Origin of the sequence: Streptomyces sp. NBC_01515, from assembly GCF_045040345.1 — a bacterium.
GTDB lineage: Bacteria > Actinomycetota > Actinomycetes > Streptomycetales > Streptomycetaceae > Streptomyces.
Genome location: NZ_CP109416.1, coordinates 9,320,897 through 9,338,613 on the forward strand (window position 1 = coordinate 9,320,897; position 17,717 = coordinate 9,338,613).

The 17,717-nt window shown below is 70.0% G+C and carries 15 protein-coding genes; 3 read left to right on the forward strand and 12 right to left on the reverse strand.

Annotated elements, in window-relative coordinates:
- Window positions 1-86: 86 nt before the first annotated feature.
- Window positions 87-2,906 carry an MGH1-like glycoside hydrolase domain-containing protein gene (locus tag OG407_RS41575; RefSeq protein ID WP_405865467.1) on the forward strand — a complete coding sequence of 940 codons (2,820 nt, stop codon included), beginning with the start codon at window positions 87-89 and terminating at the stop codon, window positions 2,904-2,906.
- Window positions 2,907-2,960: 54 nt separating this feature from the next.
- Here OG407_RS41575 and OG407_RS41580 read toward each other — a convergent pair whose 3' ends face one another.
- From OG407_RS41580 to OG407_RS41620, 9 genes are all read right to left on the reverse strand, one after another.
- On the reverse strand, window positions 2,961-3,296 hold the full coding sequence (locus OG407_RS41580) for a hypothetical protein (RefSeq protein WP_405865469.1): 336 nt from the start codon (window positions 3,294-3,296) through the stop codon (window positions 2,961-2,963).
- A gap of 63 nt (window positions 3,297-3,359) precedes the next feature.
- Complete coding sequence (locus tag OG407_RS41585) at window positions 3,360-5,285, reverse strand: glycoside hydrolase family 9 protein (protein WP_405865471.1); 1,926 nt, start codon at window positions 5,283-5,285, stop codon at window positions 3,360-3,362.
- Entirely contained in the window at window positions 5,282-6,583 is a 1,302-nt protein-coding gene (locus tag OG407_RS41590; protein WP_405865473.1) for a sensor histidine kinase, read from the reverse strand. The genes OG407_RS41585 and OG407_RS41590 overlap by 4 nt, the downstream gene beginning before the upstream one ends.
- Complete coding sequence (locus OG407_RS41595) at window positions 6,580-7,245, reverse strand: winged helix-turn-helix domain-containing protein (protein WP_405865475.1); 666 nt, start codon at window positions 7,243-7,245, stop codon at window positions 6,580-6,582. Before OG407_RS41595 ends, OG407_RS41590 begins: the two co-directional genes overlap by 4 nt.
- Window positions 7,246-7,321: 76 nt before the next feature.
- On the reverse strand, window positions 7,322-8,773 hold the full coding sequence (locus tag OG407_RS41600) for a cellulose binding domain-containing protein (RefSeq protein WP_405865477.1): 1,452 nt from the start codon (window positions 8,771-8,773) through the stop codon (window positions 7,322-7,324).
- Window positions 8,774-8,845: 72 nt separating this feature from the next.
- Window positions 8,846-10,378: a beta-N-acetylhexosaminidase gene (locus OG407_RS41605; protein WP_405865479.1), complete on the reverse strand. Its 1,533-nt coding sequence runs from the start codon at window positions 10,376-10,378 to the stop codon at window positions 8,846-8,848.
- Between the two features lie 51 nt (window positions 10,379-10,429).
- Window positions 10,430-11,269 carry a carbohydrate ABC transporter permease gene (locus OG407_RS41610; protein ID WP_405865481.1) on the reverse strand — a complete coding sequence of 280 codons (840 nt, stop codon included), beginning with the start codon at window positions 11,267-11,269 and terminating at the stop codon, window positions 10,430-10,432.
- On the reverse strand, window positions 11,266-12,255 hold the full coding sequence (locus tag OG407_RS41615) for a carbohydrate ABC transporter permease (protein ID WP_405865483.1): 990 nt from the start codon (window positions 12,253-12,255) through the stop codon (window positions 11,266-11,268). The genes OG407_RS41610 and OG407_RS41615 overlap by 4 nt, the downstream gene beginning before the upstream one ends.
- A 32-nt stretch (window positions 12,256-12,287) precedes the next feature.
- Window positions 12,288-13,556 (reverse strand): extracellular solute-binding protein, encoded by a 1,269-nt coding sequence (locus tag OG407_RS41620; protein WP_405865485.1) that lies wholly within the window; start codon window positions 13,554-13,556, stop codon window positions 12,288-12,290.
- Between the two features lie 269 nt (window positions 13,557-13,825).
- Here OG407_RS41620 and OG407_RS41625 point away from each other — a divergent pair, with 269 nt between their 5' ends.
- Window positions 13,826-14,665: a GntR family transcriptional regulator gene (locus OG407_RS41625; RefSeq protein WP_405865487.1), complete on the forward strand. Its 840-nt coding sequence runs from the start codon at window positions 13,826-13,828 to the stop codon at window positions 14,663-14,665.
- Here OG407_RS41625 and OG407_RS41630 read toward each other — a convergent pair.
- The 3 genes from OG407_RS41630 to OG407_RS41640 form a co-directional block, all read right to left on the reverse strand.
- On the reverse strand, window positions 14,650-15,405 hold the full coding sequence (locus OG407_RS41630) for a hypothetical protein (RefSeq protein WP_405865489.1): 756 nt from the start codon (window positions 15,403-15,405) through the stop codon (window positions 14,650-14,652). The genes OG407_RS41625 and OG407_RS41630 overlap by 16 nt on opposite strands.
- Window positions 15,406-15,431: 26 nt before the next feature.
- A complete protein-coding gene (locus tag OG407_RS41635; RefSeq protein ID WP_405865491.1) occupies window positions 15,432-16,058 on the reverse strand; it encodes an SDR family oxidoreductase in 627 nt (208 codons plus the stop codon).
- Window positions 16,059-16,219: 161 nt separating this feature from the next.
- Window positions 16,220-17,062 (reverse strand): SDR family NAD(P)-dependent oxidoreductase, encoded by an 843-nt coding sequence (locus OG407_RS41640; RefSeq protein WP_405865493.1) that lies wholly within the window; start codon window positions 17,060-17,062, stop codon window positions 16,220-16,222.
- Window positions 17,063-17,188: 126 nt separating this feature from the next.
- On the opposite strand from OG407_RS41640, the gene OG407_RS41645 reads away from it, so the two are divergent.
- Window positions 17,189-17,701, forward strand: a complete 513-nt coding sequence (locus tag OG407_RS41645) for a MarR family winged helix-turn-helix transcriptional regulator (RefSeq protein ID WP_405865495.1) — start codon at window positions 17,189-17,191, stop codon at window positions 17,699-17,701.
- Window positions 17,702-17,717: the final 16 nt, after the last annotated feature.

Below are 17,717 nucleotides of genomic sequence, written 5' to 3' on the forward strand. Positions count from 1 at the left end.
CCCCACCGATCCGGGAGGTACTCATGCGCCGCCGCAGGCCACCGCAGAACCGAAAGCCCAGACCAGGCCGCCTAGTCGGGCTCACCATGACGGTGGCAGCCGCGCTGGCCGTGGCCCCGGCCCTGTCCGCCGGTGCGGCGCCGGCGGCTGCAACGCCCGCTCCCAAGGCGGCACTTGACGCCGTGAACTACTCGCCGACCTCGCGCACCCTCAAGCCGACCGCCGTCTACCGCACCTCCGGCAGCGTCGCGAACCCGACGAACGTCCTCAACGGGCAGGCGACCCGGATCACTGGCTCGCAGTCGGCCGTCACGCTCGACTTCGGGAAAGAAGTCGGCGGATTGGTAACGTTGTCATTCGGCAGCACCAGTTCCAGCGGTCAACGCGTCGGCCTGGCCTTCAGTGAGTCGTCCCTGTACGTGGGCAACAACAGCGACCGCAGCAGTGGCCGCGACGGCGAAGACGGCGCCCTCTACGCCACGCCCTCCGCCAACGGCACGTACACCGTGCCCACCGCGCAACTCCGGGGCGGGTTCAGCTACTTGACGGTTTTCCTCGACAGCTCGGGCTGGGTGGACCTCAAGGGTGTCAGCCTCAACTTCACCGCGGCACCGGGAAAGTCCAACCCGGCCGACTACGCCAACTACTTCACCTCCAGCGACGAGTTGCTCAACCGCATCTGGTACGCCGGGGCGTACACCGTGCAGTTGAACACCATCGCCTCCAACCAGGGCCGCGCCTGGCCCCCGCCCTTCTCGGCCTGGGACAACAGCGCCACCGTCGGCGTGGGCGACTCCGTCCTGGTCGACGGCGCGAAGCGGGACCGTACGGTGTGGCCCGGCGACATGGGCATCGCCGTCCCCACGCAGTACGCGTACTCCAACGACCTGACCTCGACCCGCAACGCGCTCACCACGATGTACAACGCGCAGTCCTCGGCGGGTGAAATCCCTTGGTCCGGGCCGCCGTTCAACCTCACCGGCTCGGACACCTACCACACGTGGACCCTGCTGGGCACGTCCACGTACTTCACGTACACCGCCGACCGGTCGTGGCTGGACTCCGAATGGTCCAACTACAAGCGGGGGATGGCCTTCATCACCAACAAGATCGACGGCAACAACCTCCTCAACGTCACCCGCACCCAGGACTGGGCCCGCGTCGGCCAGGGCGGCGAGAACATCTCCGCCAACGCGCTGCTGTACGGCGCCCTCAAGGGCGGCGCCGGCCTCGCCACGGTCGAGGGCGACAGCGCGCTCGCCGCGAGCTGGAACAGCAAGGCCGCCGCGATCAAGGCCGCCGCCAACTCCCTTCTCTGGGACGCCTCCAAGGGCATGTACAAGGACAACCCGAGTAGCGGGCTGTATCCGCAGGACGGCAACTCCCTCGCCGTCTGGTACGGGTTGAGCGACTCCACCGCCAAGTCGAAGAGCATCATCACCGGGCTCGGCAAGAACTGGGGCATCTACGGCCCGACCACGCCCGAATGGGGCGGCAACGTCTCGCCGTTCGCCGGCGGCATGGAGCTGAACGCCCGCTTCACCGCCAACGACGACTTCACCGCCCTGGACCAGATCCGCCGCACCTGGGGCCACATGCTCGACAGCGACATCGGCACCAAGAGCACGTTCTGGGAGGGCATCCAGTCCGACGGCGGCCTGGCGTACGGCGGTTCGTTCATGAGCCTCGCGCACGGCTGGTCCACCGCGCCCACCTCCACGCTCACCTTCGACGTGCTCGGCACCGCCCCCGAGTCGGCGACCGGCGCCTACCGCTTCGTCCCGCACCCCGGCGATCTGACCAGTGCCCAGGGCCGCATCACCATGCCCCAGGGCGCCATCAACGCGTCCTGGTCCCGCGACCCGTCGGCCGGCACCTACTCGGCCACCCTCTCCAGCCCGTCCGGCAGCAGCGGCCGTATCGGCGTCCCGAAGCTGGGCGGCAACATCACGGTGACCGTGAACGGCGCGACCGTCTGGAGCAACGGAGCCTTCACGCCCACCTCCGGCATCACAGGCGGCAGCCAGGACGACGCCTACGTCTACCTCACCGGCGTCGCCCCCGGCAGCTACACCGTCTCCGCCACCGGCCTCGGCAATCCGTCGGCGCCCACCGAACCCGGCACCGGCGCCCTGCGCGCGGGCTACACCCGGTGCGCGGGCGAGGGCGGCACCTGCTCCTTCAGCGGCACCCGCTCGGTGGCCTACGGCGCCGGGACGTACACGTACAAGACGGTGACCAGTAGCACCGCCTGCTCGAACGACTCCTTCGGCGGCGACCCGGCGGCCAACCTCGTCAAGTCCTGCTACGTCGCCGACGTGGGCGGCCCGCCCGGATACACCGCCTGCGCGGCCGAGAACGGCACCTGCGCCGTGCCCGGCTACAACCGTGACGTCGCCTACGGCGCCAACGGCAACTTCGTCCACCAGGTCACCAACGGCAACGTCGCCTGCTCCAACGCCCACTTCGGCGATCCCATCGACGGCGTCGCCAAGTCCTGCTACCTCCCACCCGCCGGAGCCCCGGCCGGAGGCTGGACCAAGTGCGCCGACCAGAACGGCACTTGTGCCGCGGCGGCGGGACAACCAGTGATGTACGGCGCCTACGGAGCCTTCACCACGGCCACCGCCACCGGCGACACCGCGTGCACCGACGCCACGTTCGGCGACCCCATCTCCGGTGAGTCGAAGGCCTGTTACACCGCCACCGGCGGCCCGGTCGGCTATGCCACCAACTGCTCTGCGGAAGGCGGCACTTGTGCCTTCGGCGGACAGCAGACCGTCGCCTACGGCGCCCGGGGCCGCTTCCTCTACAAGGCATTCAGCGGCGGCGCGAGCTGTACGACGGCGGCCTTCGGGTCCGACCCGCTGCCGGGCGTGAGCAAGTCCTGCTACCTCGCGTCCTGAGCGGCCCCACGCATCCGGCAGCCTCCACTCCCCGCGTGACCGGGGGCTGCCGGATCACTCGGGATGGGCCACTGCCTCCTTCTGCAGGTGCACCGCGGCCAACAGGCTCAGTCGCGGTTCCGCCTGGCGCAGCGCCCGCACCGCGGCGACCGAGTCGAGGTCCCCGGTGAACCCGGTCTCCGCCAGCCGGGAGCGGACCCAACGGGCTTGCAATCGGCCTTCGTTGGCGGCAGCGGTGGCCTCGACGAGAGCGACGGCGCGTTCCAGGCCGGGGCGCTCCTCGGGCGATGCCTCGGCCAGTGCCTCGCGCAGGGCCGCCGCGATCACGTCGGCGTCCCGGATGGTCAGCACGAAGGTGTTCTTCTTGCTCAGTCCCGTGATTCCTGTCATGGGGCTCAGCCTGACCGACATGCCCCTGCACGCAAAGCGACTTGAGGAGGCTCAGAGGCTCGGCTACGCATCGTCGTCCCGCGCCGTCAGGGCGAAGGCCAGCAGGGCCGTCGTGGTGAAGTCCAGCGAGGGCTCCACCGTCTGCCAGGCGCCCACGTCGTCCACGTAGCGCGAACCCTTGCCGTCGAAGTCGGTCCAGGCTCCCGACGGCGGGGCGGCGGTGCACTTCTTCATGGTCGGGAAGCCGTTCAACTCGGCCAGCTTGTCAGCGGCGTTGGGGCCGTTGACCACCGCGCCGCGCAGGATCGCGCCCTTCCCGTCGAGGCTGCCGCGGAGGTTGGCCAACTGGTGTTCCGGGCAGTGCGGGTAGACCTCACCCGCGCCGATCATGAAGCTGGTTCCCCACGGGTTGGCGCCGAGTGCCCAGCCCCGCTGCCGGCCGGCGAACGCGTCGTAGCGGGTGTCCCCGGTGGCCTTGGCGTAGAGGCGGGCGGTGGCCACCAGCCCGAACGTGTGCGGTACGGCGTCGAAGTCGTCGTAGACCGCACCGGCGCCGAAGGGGTCGTGCTCGGCGTGATCGACCCCGTCCTCCAACTGGCGCCGCAGGTCCTTGTTCAAGTCCTGGGCTCCAACTCCGTTGCTGCGGGCGCCGTCCAGAGCGGTGGCCAGGTCGACGTGGGCCAACGCGCTGACGTCCGCGACGTTGAGGGTGCCCTTGACGTCGGATTCCAGGTAGGCCTTGGCCCAGTGGGCGGCCTCGCCGGTCCAGTCGGCCTCCCGGTCGTCACCCAAGTCCCGTGCGGCCAGGGCGAGTTCGGCACCGGCGAACTCCATGTCGTCCTGCCAGGAGTCCTCGGGATAGAAGGCGCTCGGGAAGGCGGTGACGAGCGGCTTGTCGGGGTCGTGGTCGGTGTCGGCCAGGTCGTAGACGGCGGCGGCCTTCTCCAGCCACTCCCGCGCCTGGTCCGGGTCGGAGTCGGCCGTGCGCTGCGCGGCGAGGGCGAACACCGCGGCCACCCGCCCGGCCAGACTCGGCGTGATCGGCTCGCCCGGCTTGTTCGCGCGGAACACCGGCCGGTGCTTGATCGTGTAGTCCGGGTCACCGGGCGACACATCGAGCCGGTCGTCGGCCTCCGGCAGCCGCCACACGTCGTGATCCGTCCGTACGGCGTCGTTGCCCGCGCCGATGCCGACCTGGGCGTAGAGCGTCCCGCTGTCCCCGTCCCACATCTTGTCCACCCACTCCAGCCCGTGCTCGGCCTCGGCGGACAGCGCCTTCATGTCCGGCAAGTCCCGCTCGGCGACCAGGAGTTCGGCGGTCGAGTAGGAGGTGGTGCCGGTGAACTTGAGGAAGTCGCCCGCGTCGAACCAGCCGCCCGAGACATCGGCCTTCACAGCTGTCGGGGTCAGGTGCTCGTCGAGGAGTTCCTCGCCCGCCTCGTCGTAGTGCGGGTCGGCGTAGACGGTCGCGTCCTCGTCGGCGAGATGGGACGGGCCGTGGGACAGCCCGCCGGACACCACGTCGGCTCCGTCGCGCTGTGCCTGGAGGAAGCGGACGTTGTCCCGGACGAGCGGGGTCATCAGCTCGCTCGCGTCGGCGATCCGGAAGGCGGGGGAGCGGCCGGCCGCCGTGCCTGACAGGACGATGCGGTAGGTGCCGGGCTTGTCCAGCGCGGAGAGGTCGACGGTCCGCACGGACGGGAACCTGGCGTTCCAATGGCCGGTGACGGCACCGAGTCGCCCCGCCGTGACCACCTTGTTCCGCGCGTCGACGACCTTGAAGCGCGCCCCCGCGAGCGCCTTCGTGGGCCCCATGACGTACGCCTGTTTCGTCTCGCCCCGCACATAGCCGACCTGGTCGACGCGGACGGCCACATGGGCGGCGGACGGTGTGGCGGCCTCGCCGTAGACATTCAGGCCGACGAGCACGGCGGCGATGCTCACGGCGGTGGTGGTGACCAGGACGGCAGGGCTGCGCAATGCGTTCATGCGCCCACGGTGCCGGGACCTTCATGAGATGAAGATGAGGACGCCGGGGGTGCGTCCGCGGGGAGCCGGAGTTCGGCGAGCAGGCCGCCGCCGGGAGCGTCCGTGAGGCGGGCGGTGCCGTGGTGCAGACCGGCGACCCAGCGGACGATGGCGAGGCCCGCGCCCGTGCCTGGACCGGTCCTGGTGACCCCGCGTGCGAACACGCGTTCCCGGTCCGCGAGCGGTACGCCGTCCCCGTGGTCGCGGACCGTGACCAGTCCCGGCGTGACGCTGACCTCCACCGGCGAACCGGCCGGGCCGCCGTGCCGCTGCGCGTTCTCCACCAGGTTCCGCACCGCCTGAGCCAGCAGATCCGGATCGCCGAGCACCACCACCGGCTCGGCCGTCACGGTCACGCTCCCGTGGTCCGGCAACTCCTCGACCGTGGTCTCCACCAACTGGTCCAGCCGCAGCCGGACCAACTCGACCCGCTGCGCCCCGGACTCCAGCCGCGCCCGGGCGAGCAGCCCGGTGACCAGCCGGCTGAGCCGGTCCACCAGCCGTAGCGCCTCGTCGCTTGGACCGTTCCGTTCCACCACGAGCCGCAGCGTCGCCAGCGGCGTCCGCAGTTCGTGCGCCGCCTCGGCCAGGAACTGCTCCTGCTGGCCGAGCCCACGCAGCGCGGGCCGCATGGCCCGCCCGGACAGCAGATGTCCTACGGCCGCCGCGCAGCAGACCAGGGCCGTGCAGCCGAGGGCCAGCCAGCGCACGAGGAGGTCGTGGTCGTGTTCGCTGCGCGCCAGTTCCGTGCCGACGAGTACCGCCGCCCCGATCCGGTCGCCGTCCCAGACCGGCGCCGCCGCCCACCGCAGCCGCCCGCCCTTGGTGGCGGAGGCGCTGACTTGGACCGTTCCCTGCTCGTCCAGGACGCTGTGCCAGACCTCGTCCAACCGGTCCGTGTCGGGCAGCGACGACCGTCCGGGTACGACGTTCCGCACGGTCGGCGTCTTACCGGGCGGCGCCTGCAACACCGCCAACACCTGGGCGCCCTGGGCGAGTTCGTCCTCGCGCAGGGGCTCCAGGTGCAGGACGCCCGCGTCATCGAACCAGACCGCCCGTGACAGTCCCGCCGCGCGGCTGCCGACCTCGTGGTCGAGGCCGGAGCGGCGGGACGCGGAGTCGATCCGGATGGCGACCACGGCGAGTACGACGAGACAGGCCGCGGTCGTCGCGGCGAAGAGGAGGGTCATCAGGCGGCGGGTGCGGCGGAGCCGGGCCACGGCGGGCGACGGGGCGGAGGCCGTGTCGCGGCGGCTCACGCGTCGCCGCCCAGGCGGTAGCCGACTCCGCGCACCGTCGCGATCGGGTCGGGCGGGCCGAGGCGTCTGCGCAGCTGACCGATCAGGACGTCCACCACGTTGGACATCGGCTCGCTCGCCTCGTCCCAGCAGCTCTCGATCAGCGCGCTGCGGGTCACCACATCGCCCGCGCGCAGCATCAGCAGTTCCAGTACCGCGAACTCCTTGGCGGAGAGGCTGAGCAGGACCCCGGCCCGGGTCACCCGGCGTCGCGGGAGGTCGAGTTCCAGGTCGCCCGTGCGCAGGACGGACGGCCGCGCGGGTTGCTCCCTGCGGCACAACGCCCTTACCCGTACGACCAGTTCGGCGAAGGCGAACGGCTTCACCAGGTAGTCGTCCGCCCCGTGCTCGAAGCCGGCCACCCGGTCGCTCACCGCGTCCAGCGCCGTCAGCAGCAGGAAGGGCAGCACCGAACCAGCCCGGCGATGCGCGGCGAGCAGCGTGAGGGAGTCGCCGTCCGGGACCGAGCGGTCGGCCACGACACAGTCGTAGCGATTGACGGACAGTTTGAGATCCGCCTCGGCCAGCGTGCGCGCGAGGTCCACCGCGAACCCCGCGTCCCGCAGCTGAGCAGCGACGACGGGCCCCAGCTCGGGGTCGTCCTCCAAGACCATTACGCGCATGGGCCGGAGCTTAGGCGACGGCGGGCCGCGCGCTCGGACGCCGTACGCCGAGTGCGCGGCCCGCCGCCCTGAGTGGTCAACTGCCGGGCACGGTGTCCTCGAACGTGGTGCCCGCGCCGCGGTACGCCGCGACCTTGGCGGCGACCTGCGCCGGGGTGAGGACCTGGTCCTTGACGTGCAGGACGTAGTCGACCTGCTCGTCGTAGGACCGCGCGGTGGAACTGGTCAGGCCGCCGAAGTCGATCAGCCACTGGTTGAAGTTGATCGACATCGGCCGCTCCGGCAGGTACGCGGCGTCGTGGGTGCCGAAGAGCTGGCCGTCGATGTAGTACTTGATGCTGCTGTTGTCGATGGTCAGCACCAGGTCGTGCCAGCCGTTGTAGCTCTGCCGGCCCTCGGTGTGCTGGTTGACCGCGATCCACGGGTCGGCCTGGTAGGTCTCCCAGGACGTCGTGTAGAGGATGTTGGAGGTCTCGCCCCAGCCGCCGTTGGGGAGGTACTCGAAGTCGTACTCGGAGTAGTCGTCCGCCAGCGGTGCCGTGAGGTCGTTGATGGTGAAGAACGTCTGGACGAGGTGGTCGCCGTCCGGGCCCGACTTGGGCGCGTCGTTGAACTTGACGCGGGCCGCGTAGGTGCCGTTCTTGAACTTCCGTGTGTTGGTGACGACTTCGGACTGCTCGGTGCTCTCGCCGGTGCCGGACGTCGACGTCTCCAGGTTCATCACGGAGTTGCCGCTCGTGCTCGCGAACGTGACGTTCTCGGGCGCCCAGGTCGCACCGGAGACACCGGGACCGCCGGAGCCGGAGCGCACGCTCCAGCCGTGCGACGAGATCCGCGGGTCGTTGTAGGCGCTGTAGTTGAAGTCGTCGAACAGCGCGGCGCCGGTGGCCGGGGGATCGGTCGGCGGGTCGGTGGGCGGGTTCGTCGGGTCGTTGCCCGCGGGGGCGGTGCCCCACAGCGTGGCGCCGGCCAACTGCGCGGTGACCTTGGACCAGTCGGCGTACGACGTCCGCGAGGCGCCGAAGGAGTAGTCGTCGCTCTGGACCAGCGTCTGCCACGTCGACTGGTAGAAGCGCAGCTGCATGTCACCGGTGTCGGCGCCGGGCGCGAGCGTGCCCGCGCCGGAGGTGAAGCCGATCTCCAGGTAACGGTCCGCCGTGGCCGTCGGGTTGGCGAGTGTGCCGAAGGTGCCCGTGACGTTGGCACAGCCCTTGACGGCCCAGGAACACGCGAAGCGGTAACTCGCGCTCGCCGAGTCCGCCTTGAAGTAGTAGCGGACCTTGACGCTCGCCAACTGCACTGTGCTGGAGCCGGTGTTCTTCACCTTGAACCAGGGCTCGGACTGGTCGGCCGTGGCACCCGTGGCGCTGGTGCGGTACTGCACGCTCAGCCCGTCGCCCGCCGCGCTCGCGGTGGACGGCATGGCGGTGAGCGCGGCGGCGCCCATGGCCACCGCCACGGCGGCGGACGCGGCGGCGCGGAGTCGGTTCTTCGCGTACCTCGTGTCGAACCTCTTGTCGAGTCTCATGTCGTGCCTCTCCAGAAAGGTGGGGTGATTCCGGAACGGGACAGGTGGGTGGGGGAGTTGAAGCGGGACAGCTCAGGGGCGGTACCGGACGCCGAGTGCGTCGAGGCGGGCCGTGTGCTCGTCGAGCCGGGAACGGAAGTCCGCCCAGTCGGTCGCGCCGCTCCAGGCCCGGTCCGCCAGGGCGCACAGGCGGGGGTAGGTGAGGTACTCGATGCGCTCGGGCGTCCTGACGAACTCGGTCCACAACTGGGCCTGGGTGCCCAACACCCGCTCGGACGCGCCCCGTTCGGCGTCCTCGGGATCGGGATCGTGCGCGTGGACGGCACGCAGATCGACGACGCCGCCGGGCTGGCCCTTGGGCTCGCCCGGGTCCTCGGACTGGGCGTAGTCGAGATAGGTCGCCCGGTGATAGGCGCTGATGACGGGGTGGCCGCGGCGCGCCGCCGCCAGGGTGTGCGCCGCGTCGCGCCAGGTCATCACCGTGAAATCCAGGGGCAGTTCGGCCCCCGTCTCGGCCCAGCCGACCGGACGCCGACCGTGCCGTACGAGGAAGTCGCCGATCTGCCCGAGGAACCAGCCGTGCAGCGCCGCGGGACTCGACAGGCCCTGTGCCACGGCCCGTTCGCGGGCGGCGACGCTGTGCGTCCACTCGGCGGTGGGGCACTCCTCGCCGCCGACGTGGATGTACGGCGAGGGGAAGACGTCCATGACCTCGTCGAGGACCGTACGGCAGAAGTCGAGGACCTCGTCGTGGACGCCGAGGACGGTGTCGCACACGCCCCAGCGCGTCCAGACGTCGAGGGTGCGCTCCGGGTTGTTGCCCAGTTCGGGATAGGCGGCGAGGGCGGCGCGCACATGCCCGGGCATCTCTATCTCCGGCATGACGGTGACCCCGCGAGCGGCCGCATAGCTCACCAGGCCGGCGAGTTCGGCCCGGGTGTACGAGCCGCCGTGCGGGACACCGTCGTACAAGTCGCTTCCGGCGGGGCCCAGTTGGGACTCGGCGCGGTGGCCGCCGATCTCGGTGAGCTTCGGGTAGGCGGACACGGGCATGCGCCAGCCCTGGTCGTCGGTGAGGTGCAGATGGAACACGCCGATCTTGTGCAGCGCCAACAGGTCGACGTACCGGCGCAGATAGGAGACGGGCTGGAAGTGCCGGGCCACGTCCAGCATCGCGCCGCGCCAGGGATGACGGGGGAGGTCGGTGATCTCGACACACGGCAGCAGCCACTCCGTGCCGGGCTGCGGGAACTCCGACAGGGCCTGCGGGGGCAGGAGTTGACGGATCGTCTGGATGCCGCGCAGTATTCCGGTGAGGTGCGCGGCGCGCAGCAGTACGGCGTGCGGGGCGATGGTGAGTCCGTATCCCTCCTCGCCGAGACCGGCCAGTCCGGGGTCGAGCGTGAGGGTCAACCGGCCCTCGGGGGACGCCGGTAGGGGCAACCCGGTGGCCGGGGCGAGCAGGGTGCGCAGCAGGTCCGCGGCCGGTTCGGCGCCCGCGCCGATGTGCAGCGCGGTGTCGGCGTCGAGCGTGAACTGCCCTGGCCTGGCCCGCGACTTGGTGGGGCGGGGGACGAGGGAGAGCACGGAACGCTGTGCGGGCATGGATCGTCTCCGGAGCGGGGCGGGGGTGTGTGGGGGAGGCGGTACGGCGGCTCAGCCCTTGACCGCGCCGGCCGCGAAGCCGGAGGTGACATGGCGCTGGAGCAGCAGGAACACCACAAGTGCGGGCGCGGCGAACAGAGTTGAGGCGGCCATGGTGGCGCCCCAGTCGGTGCCGAAGACGTTCTGGAAGGAGGACAGCCACACGGGCAGCGTGCGGTGGTCCTGCTGCTTGATGATCAGGAAGTTGGCGTACGTGAACTCGTTCCACGCCGTGATGTAGCCGAACAGCGAGGTCGCCATCAGTCCCGGCGCCAGCAGCGGGAACGCCACCCGCCGGAACGCGCCGAACCGCGTGCAGCCGTCGACCTGCGCGGACTCCTCCAACTCCGGGGGAATCGTGCCGATGAAGCCGCGCAGCACGATGATCGTGAACGGCAGCGTCATCATGAAGTAGACGAGTGTCAGCGTCGGTAGCCGGTCCAGCATGTCGGTGTCCCGCGAGATGATGTACACCGGGATGATCAGTGACTCCCAGGGCGCCATCTGCGCGATGAACACCATCAGCATGAACTGCCGACGCCCCTTCCACTTCATCCGGGCGACCGCATAGGCGGCGCCCAGCGCGATGACGAGGGCGAGCAGGACCGCGCTCAGCGTGACGAGGAGACTGTTGCGCCAGAACAGACCGAAACCGGCGGCACCGACCGCGGTACGGAAGTGGTCGAGGGTCCAACTCTCCGGCACGATACGGGGCTTGTCGGACTGGATGTCCCGGGTCGGGGTGAACGCGGTCGCGACCATCCAGTACACCGGGAAGAGGCAGACCACGACCGTGAGGACGGCGGCGGCGTTCAGGGGCAGGCGGCGAATGCGGGGCCGGGTCGTGCTCATGCGAGCTCGTCCTCCTGGCGGAACATCTGGCGGAAGTAGAGGACGAGCACGCCGGACATCAGCACGACGGTGACCATGGAGGCCGCCGCACCGAGGTCGTAGCGCTGGCTCGACAGGGCGGTCTGCACCGCGTACACGGGCAGGATCGTGGTGGCGTCGCCGGGACCGCCGTTGGTCATCACCCAGATCTGCACGAACGCCTTGAACGTCCAGATCACTTCGAGCGAGAACACCAGCAGGTAGATCGGCCGGACGATCGGCAGGGTGATGGAGCGGAAGATCCGCGGGCCCGACGCCCCGTCGAGGCGCGCCGACTCGTACAACTCGGCGGGGACGGTGGTGAGCGCCGAGTACAGGGTGATCGCCGCGAACGGCACCGACTGCCACACCACGAGGACGACCACGATCGCGAAGGCGGCCGGCCCGTGCGCGAACCAGGGGTAGCGGTCGAAGGACTCGAACCCCAGCCTCGTCAGTACCGAGTTGACGATGCCGAACTCCGAGTGGAACAGCCACTGGAAGACGGTGGTCGCCGAGATGACCGGCATCGCCCAGGTCAGCACGAGCGCGCTCAGCACCGCGGTCCGCCCGAACCGGCCGAGCCGCTCGACCATCAGCGCGACCAGCGTCGACAACGTCATGATCAGGACGACGTTGATCCCCATGAAGAGGAACGTGCGCCGCACGACCTCCCAGAAGTGCGGGTCGCCCAGCAGCGTCCCGTAGTTCTTGAACCCGACGAACCGCGCGTGCCCCACGATGAGTTGACGCAGTCCGAAGTCCTGCAGCGAGATCACCACGGCACGGATCAGCGGATACACGAGCAGATACAGCGTGCCGAGGACGGCGGGCGCGATCAGGACGTACGGCCAGAGTCCGCGGCCGGCGGTCCGTGCCGGGCGGCGCGGATCCGGGCCGGGGGAGCGCCGGGACGGACCGGTGCCGAGCGGGGGACGTGGCGCGGTCTGTTCTCGGACGGCCGACACGGCGTTCCTCCTTCCGATGAGCAACGGGCAGGTCAGGAACCGGAGTTCATCGCCGAGGTGATGGCCTCGGACGCGGTGGCCGCCTTCTTCTGGATGTCGCCTCCGGTGAGGACGGCCGTCATGTAGTCCTTGATCGGGTTCTTCGCCTCCACGGCGGCCCAGCCCGGGGTGTTGGGTGTCGCGTGGCCCTCGGCGGCGCCGACCGCCATCGCCGCGGCGCCCGGGTCGGAGGCGACCGCGGAGGCGAGGCTGGTCCTGTTCGGGACGTAACTCATCGCGAGCGCGAGCTTCTTCTGCCAGGCGTCGCCGGTGAGTTCCTTGACGAAGGTGTAGGCCGCGCCCTGCTTCGTGGACGCGGTGGGGATGACCAGGTCGGAGCCGCCGGTGAAGACGGCGCCGGGGGTGGCGGCGGTCCTGCCCGGGATCGGGAAGAAGCCCAGCTTGCCCTTGAGCGCGGGGTTGTCCTGGACAACGGCCGTGGCACCGCCCGGAGTCGAGACGACCTGGGCGACCTTCCCCTTGGCCATGACGTCGGCCTGCGGCGGGTTGGCCTCGTCGGAGTCCTTCGGGCCCTTGCCGAGCGCCTGGAGCTGCTCGTAGAACCGCATGCCGTTGATCGCCTCGGGGGTGTCCAGCGTGCCCTTCCACTTGCCGCCGGACTGGGTGGCGAGGTCGCCGCCCTCGTCCCAGACGAAGCCCGCGAGGGTGTACCAGCTCTGGCCGGGCAGGTAAATACCCTGCGTGCCACCGGAGTTGAGCTTCTTGGTGGCGGCGATCCACTGGTCGCGCGTCTTGATGGCGGACGCGTCGATGCCGGCCTGCTTGAAGAGGTCGGTGCGGTAGATCACGACGCGGTTGGCGGCGTAGTACGGAATGCCGTACTGCTTGCCGTCGTAGGAGCCCGGCTCGGCGAGGCCCTTGAGCCAGGTCTTCCCGCCGAGGTCGTCCACCTTGTCGCTGAGGTCGAGCAGCCCCCCGCTCTGCGCGAACTGGGCGACCTGGGTGTTGCCGGTCTCGATGACGTCCGGCGCGTCGTTGCTGGCCAGGGCGGCCGTGACCTTCTCGCCGATCCCGTCCCACTCCTGGATCTGCACCTTGACCCTGATGTGCGGGTGGGCGGCCTCGAAGCCCTTGACGAACTCGTTCTGGAACTGCGCCGAGACGCTGTCCCGCATCAGCCAGACGTCGATGGTGGTGTTCCCGCCGGAACCGGTGCCGGCGGAATCGGAGGAGCTGCTGCAGGCACTCAGTCCGGCGGTCAGTGCGAGCACGGAGACGCCGGCGAAGAAGCGGAACTTCACGGTTCACCTCTGGAGGACATGAACTGACCACCTGACCAGTGAAGCCCACTGGACAGCTCACCTCTCGATGTGGGGACGAAGGTGGCATAGACCAATGAGTGCGTCAACCCCCTCTGCGGTGACGGGACTTGGCGTGCGAATCGGACGGGACCGGGAGAATCACGGCTCGCCGGTGGTTACACTGTCCTGGTCAACAGGGCGATTACGGGCGACTATTGGGCAACTGGTCAAGTGGTCAACCGGGGGTTCCTTGCATGAGGGAGTGCGACATGAAGGCCGACGCGCCAGGTGCGGTGCTCAAACGGGAGCGGGTCCGCGACTTCGTCCTCGACCTCGTCGAGTCGCACCACCCGGGGGACGCGATCCCCTCCGAGCGCGTCCTCTGCGCCCAACTCGGCGTGTCCCGCCCGACGTTGCGCGCGGCGGTCGACGAACTCGTCGCCGCGGGGCTGCTGGTGAGGGAGCACGGACGCGGCATGTTCGTGGCGCCCGAGAAGATCACCCAGGAACTCGTCTCGACCGAGCAGACCATGACGGCACCTCAGGCCGCGGGGGCCTGGTCGAGCCGTCTGCTGGAGTTCACCACCGTCCCGGCCGGTGCCCGGGTGGGCCGCAGACTGCGCCTCTCGCCCGCCGCCGAGGTCGTGTACGTGGCGCGGTTGCGCCTGGTCGACGGCGCCCCGATGGCCATCGAGCATCTGCACATCAGGGCCGATCTGGTCCCCACCCTGTCCGCCCAGGAGCTGGAGGCCGGTGACCTGTACGAACACCTGCGGGAACAGCACGGCGTACACGTCCAGGAGGCGGTCCAGGCGATCGAGCCGACCGTCGTCACCCGGGCCGAGGCCGAACTCCTCGACGTCCCCGAACTCTCCCCGGCCCTGCTCTTCGAACGCCTCACCTCGGACACGACAGGTCAGCCCGTCGAGTACGTCCACTCGATCTACCGAGGCGACCGCTACCGCATCGTCTCCCGCCTCACCCTCGGCCCCTCGGTCACGGCGCCCTCGACCCCCCTCGGCCACCACCCCGGCATCCCCCCGGGGGACTTCGCCCACCGCGACACGATCGCGTCGTCCACGCGGGGGGACATTCAGTCGGCGTCCTGAGGCGCGGGCGCCTGTGTGGTCCGTGCCCAAGTGACCGTGTCGTAGAGGGACTTCGGGTCGTCGGCGTGCAGCCTGATCACCCGTACGAGGCGCGGGGCGCCGAGGAGTTTCGGCGCGTTGACCGGTTCGGTCAGTTCGAGGGTGAGGGAGGTCTGGGAGCCGACGGGCAGGTTCAGCTCGCCGTCCTTCTTCGCGTGGGTGAACAGTGACGCGCGCCGGATGGAAGCGATCCGGGCGACGGGAACGCGGATGTCGACGTGGGCCGCCTGCCGGATCCGCAGGACACCCCCGGCGAGGACGTGCGGCCGGGTGACCGCGGCCGCGTGCATGCCGAGGACGAACAGGACGGTGTAGACGTCGACGACCAGGACGGTGTAGACGTCGACGACCAGGACGACGGCGTGGACGACGGGCCACCGGGCGAGCAGGAACGACAGGGCGACCGTCTCGGCCACGCACACGAACGTGAGGCCGTACATCATCGCGGCCTGGTCGCGGGCGTGCGGGAAGACCCCGTCGGCCTCGCCGACACCGTGCGGACGGCGTACGACCCATCGGACCAGGCTCGCCAGGATCCGCGCCTCGTGCGCCACGTACCGCGCCACACGCTCGGGCACGAGCCGCACGAGCGCTTGCCGCCGGGACAGCCCGAGCCGCCGTAGCCGCGACCAGACGTAGGCCTCGGCGACGAGGAGCGTCAGCAGGAGCAGCTTGCCGCCGAGCAGCACGGCGCCGGGCACCGGAACCCCGCAGAGCAGGCAGATGATCAGGGCGAGTTGGGCAACTCGGTGTCGACCATGCCGGGCTCGATCATGGCCACGCGGACCATCTTCGGGCCGAGCTCCACCCGGAGCAGCCGGGTGAGGTGGCTGATGTACGCCTTGGTGCCGGAGTAGATCGAGAACTTCGTCAGGATGCGGGTGGCCGCGATCGACGAGGTGTTGATCAGGTCGGCCGGCCTGCCCGCGGCGGCGGACTCCGTCAGGTGGGGGAGGAACGCGGCGATCACGTTCATCAGCCCGCTGATGTTGAGATCGATCTGGCGCTGCCAGTCGTCGACCTTCAACTCCTCGACACCGGAGATGAGTTGGACACCGGCGTTGTTGAACACCAGGTCGGCCTTGCCGAAGCGCTCGGCGACCCGGTCCGCGGCGGCCTGGACGGCGGCGCGGTCCGTGACGTCGACGGCCAGGGCGAACGCGGTGCCGCCGGTGGCCTCGATGTTCTTGACCACGCCTTCCAGCCGCTCCTTGCGGCGGGCCAACACGACCACGGTGGAGCCGAGTTCGGCGAGCCGTTCGGCGGTGACGGCGCCCATGCCGCTGGACGCGCCGGAGACGACGGCGACACGGCCGGACAAAGGGGTGCCGGTGAGCAGGGCGGAAGCAGACATCACGGAACCTCAATCAGTTGGATGGGGAGGGTGTTTGATGGTCTGCCAGGTGCAGCTGGTGCGGCCGGTGTGAGAGGTGTGTGGGGTGGTGGCCGGGCCGGGCACCCGAACTCGTCGGGCCCAAGGGTGTGAACTCCTCCGGCCCGGGCGCCCGTTGCCCGTCAGGCGGCGGCGTCGTCGTGCCCGGTGGCCGCGGACTTCTCGCGCCACGGGGCCAGGTCGTCCCGCACCTGCTGGTACTTGACCTCCAGCCGCTCCAGGGTGTCGCGGCCGAGGTAGAGGTGCGTGGGCAGCTTCTCGGTGCCGGTGACCTCGACGATGAGCGCCGCGCCCAGGACGGGGTCGCCGAGCTGTGCGTGGTTGGCCCGGTCGATCCAGTCGAGCGTCACGTGGGCCGGGGTGTCGTCGTAGTCGGCGATGCGGTGCGCGGCGACCGAGAGGGAGCTGGAGTCGAGGAAGTCGGTGCGGAAGACGCCCGGTTCGACCACCATCGACTGGATCCCGAACGGCGCCATCTCGGCGGAGAGCGCCTCGCTGATACCGGCGACCGCGAACTTCGACGCGGAGTACAGACTGACCCCGGGCTCGCCCTCGAAGCCCGAGCGGGAACCGATGTGCACGAGCTTGCCGGAGCCCTGCTTGCGCATGACGGGCAGGGCGGCGCGGGTGACGTTGACGAGGCCGAAGACGTTGAGGTCGAACAGCGACCGCGCCTCCGCGTCGGTGATCTCCTCCAGCGCGCCGAGCAGCCCGCGGCCGGCGTTGTTCACCAGGACGTCGATACCGCCGAAGCGCTCCACCGCGGCCTCGACCGCCTGCGGGATGCTGCCGTTGTCCGTGACGTCCAGGGCGACGGCGAACACGTTGTCGGACTTCTTCAGGTCGTCGGGCACCCGCTCAGGATTCCGTACGGCGACCACGACATTGTTACCGCCTGCCAGTGCGGCCCGGGCGATTTCCGCGCCGATTCCGCGGGAGGCGCCGGTGACAAACCACGTAGCCATGGGGAAAACCTCTTTCGTCGCTTCCCCTTGTGGGGGATTTCTTGTTGACGAGTACGAGTCTGTCCCTCCGGTGCGGAGCTATGAAGGCAGCGGTTTTCCTGGGAGTCCCACACCCAGGAACGGGCCGTGACCGGCGAAGTCGGTGACATGTCAACAAGCTGCTACGGTGAGGCCATGTCCGAACCGCGATGGCTCACCCCCGACCAGGCCGACGTCTGGGCCAAGTACCGGAGAGTGCGCCGCGATCTGCAACGGGCCCAGGACCAGCAGCTACAGCGGGATTCGGGTCTCTCGGCCGCCGACTACGCGCTCCTCGCGCCCCTGTCCGAGTCCGTCGACGGCGTGCTGCGCGCGCGGGAGCTGGGCGCTGAGGTCGACTGGGAGCACAGTCGGCTGTCCCATCAGATCAGCCGCATGGAGAAGCGCGGGCTCGTCACGCGCGAGCCCTGCGCGGACGACGCCCGCGGCTCGATGGTGCGGCTCACGGAAAAGGGCCGGGAAATGATCGAGGCCGCCGCACCCACCCATGTGGAGAACGTCCGGCGGCTTTTCTTTGACCCGCTAACCTCGGACGAGGTTCGCCTTTTCGGCGATTTCCTGGACCGGATACTGGGAGCGGTCGAGCGTAATTCCCGGTAACACAACTCCCGGTAAT

Excerpts from the sequence above, each read along its gene's own strand:
- OG407_RS41575 (WP_405865467.1), top strand. The coding sequence starts at position 87 with ATGACGGTGGCAGCCGCGCTGGCCGTGGCCCCGGCCCTGTCCGCCGGT.
- OG407_RS41625 (WP_405865487.1), top strand. The coding sequence starts at position 13,826 with ATGAAGGCCGACGCGCCAGGTGCGGTGCTCAAACGGGAGCGGGTCCGC.
- OG407_RS41600 (WP_405865477.1), bottom strand. The coding sequence starts at position 8,773 with ATGAGACTCGACAAGAGGTTCGACACGAGGTACGCGAAGAACCGACTC.
- OG407_RS41605 (WP_405865479.1), bottom strand. The coding sequence starts at position 10,378 with ATGCCCGCACAGCGTTCCGTGCTCTCCCTCGTCCCCCGCCCCACCAAG.
- OG407_RS41610 (WP_405865481.1), bottom strand. The coding sequence starts at position 11,269 with ATGAGCACGACCCGGCCCCGCATTCGCCGCCTGCCCCTGAACGCCGCC.
- OG407_RS41585 (WP_405865471.1), bottom strand. The coding sequence starts at position 5,285 with ATGAACGCATTGCGCAGCCCTGCCGTCCTGGTCACCACCACCGCCGTG.
- OG407_RS41595 (WP_405865475.1), bottom strand. The coding sequence starts at position 7,245 with ATGCGCGTAATGGTCTTGGAGGACGACCCCGAGCTGGGGCCCGTCGTC.
- OG407_RS41635 (WP_405865491.1), bottom strand. The coding sequence starts at position 16,058 with ATGTCTGCTTCCGCCCTGCTCACCGGCACCCCTTTGTCCGGCCGTGTC.
- OG407_RS41640 (WP_405865493.1), bottom strand. The coding sequence starts at position 17,062 with ATGGCTACGTGGTTTGTCACCGGCGCCTCCCGCGGAATCGGCGCGGAA.
- OG407_RS41580 (WP_405865469.1), bottom strand. The coding sequence starts at position 3,296 with ATGACAGGAATCACGGGACTGAGCAAGAAGAACACCTTCGTGCTGACC.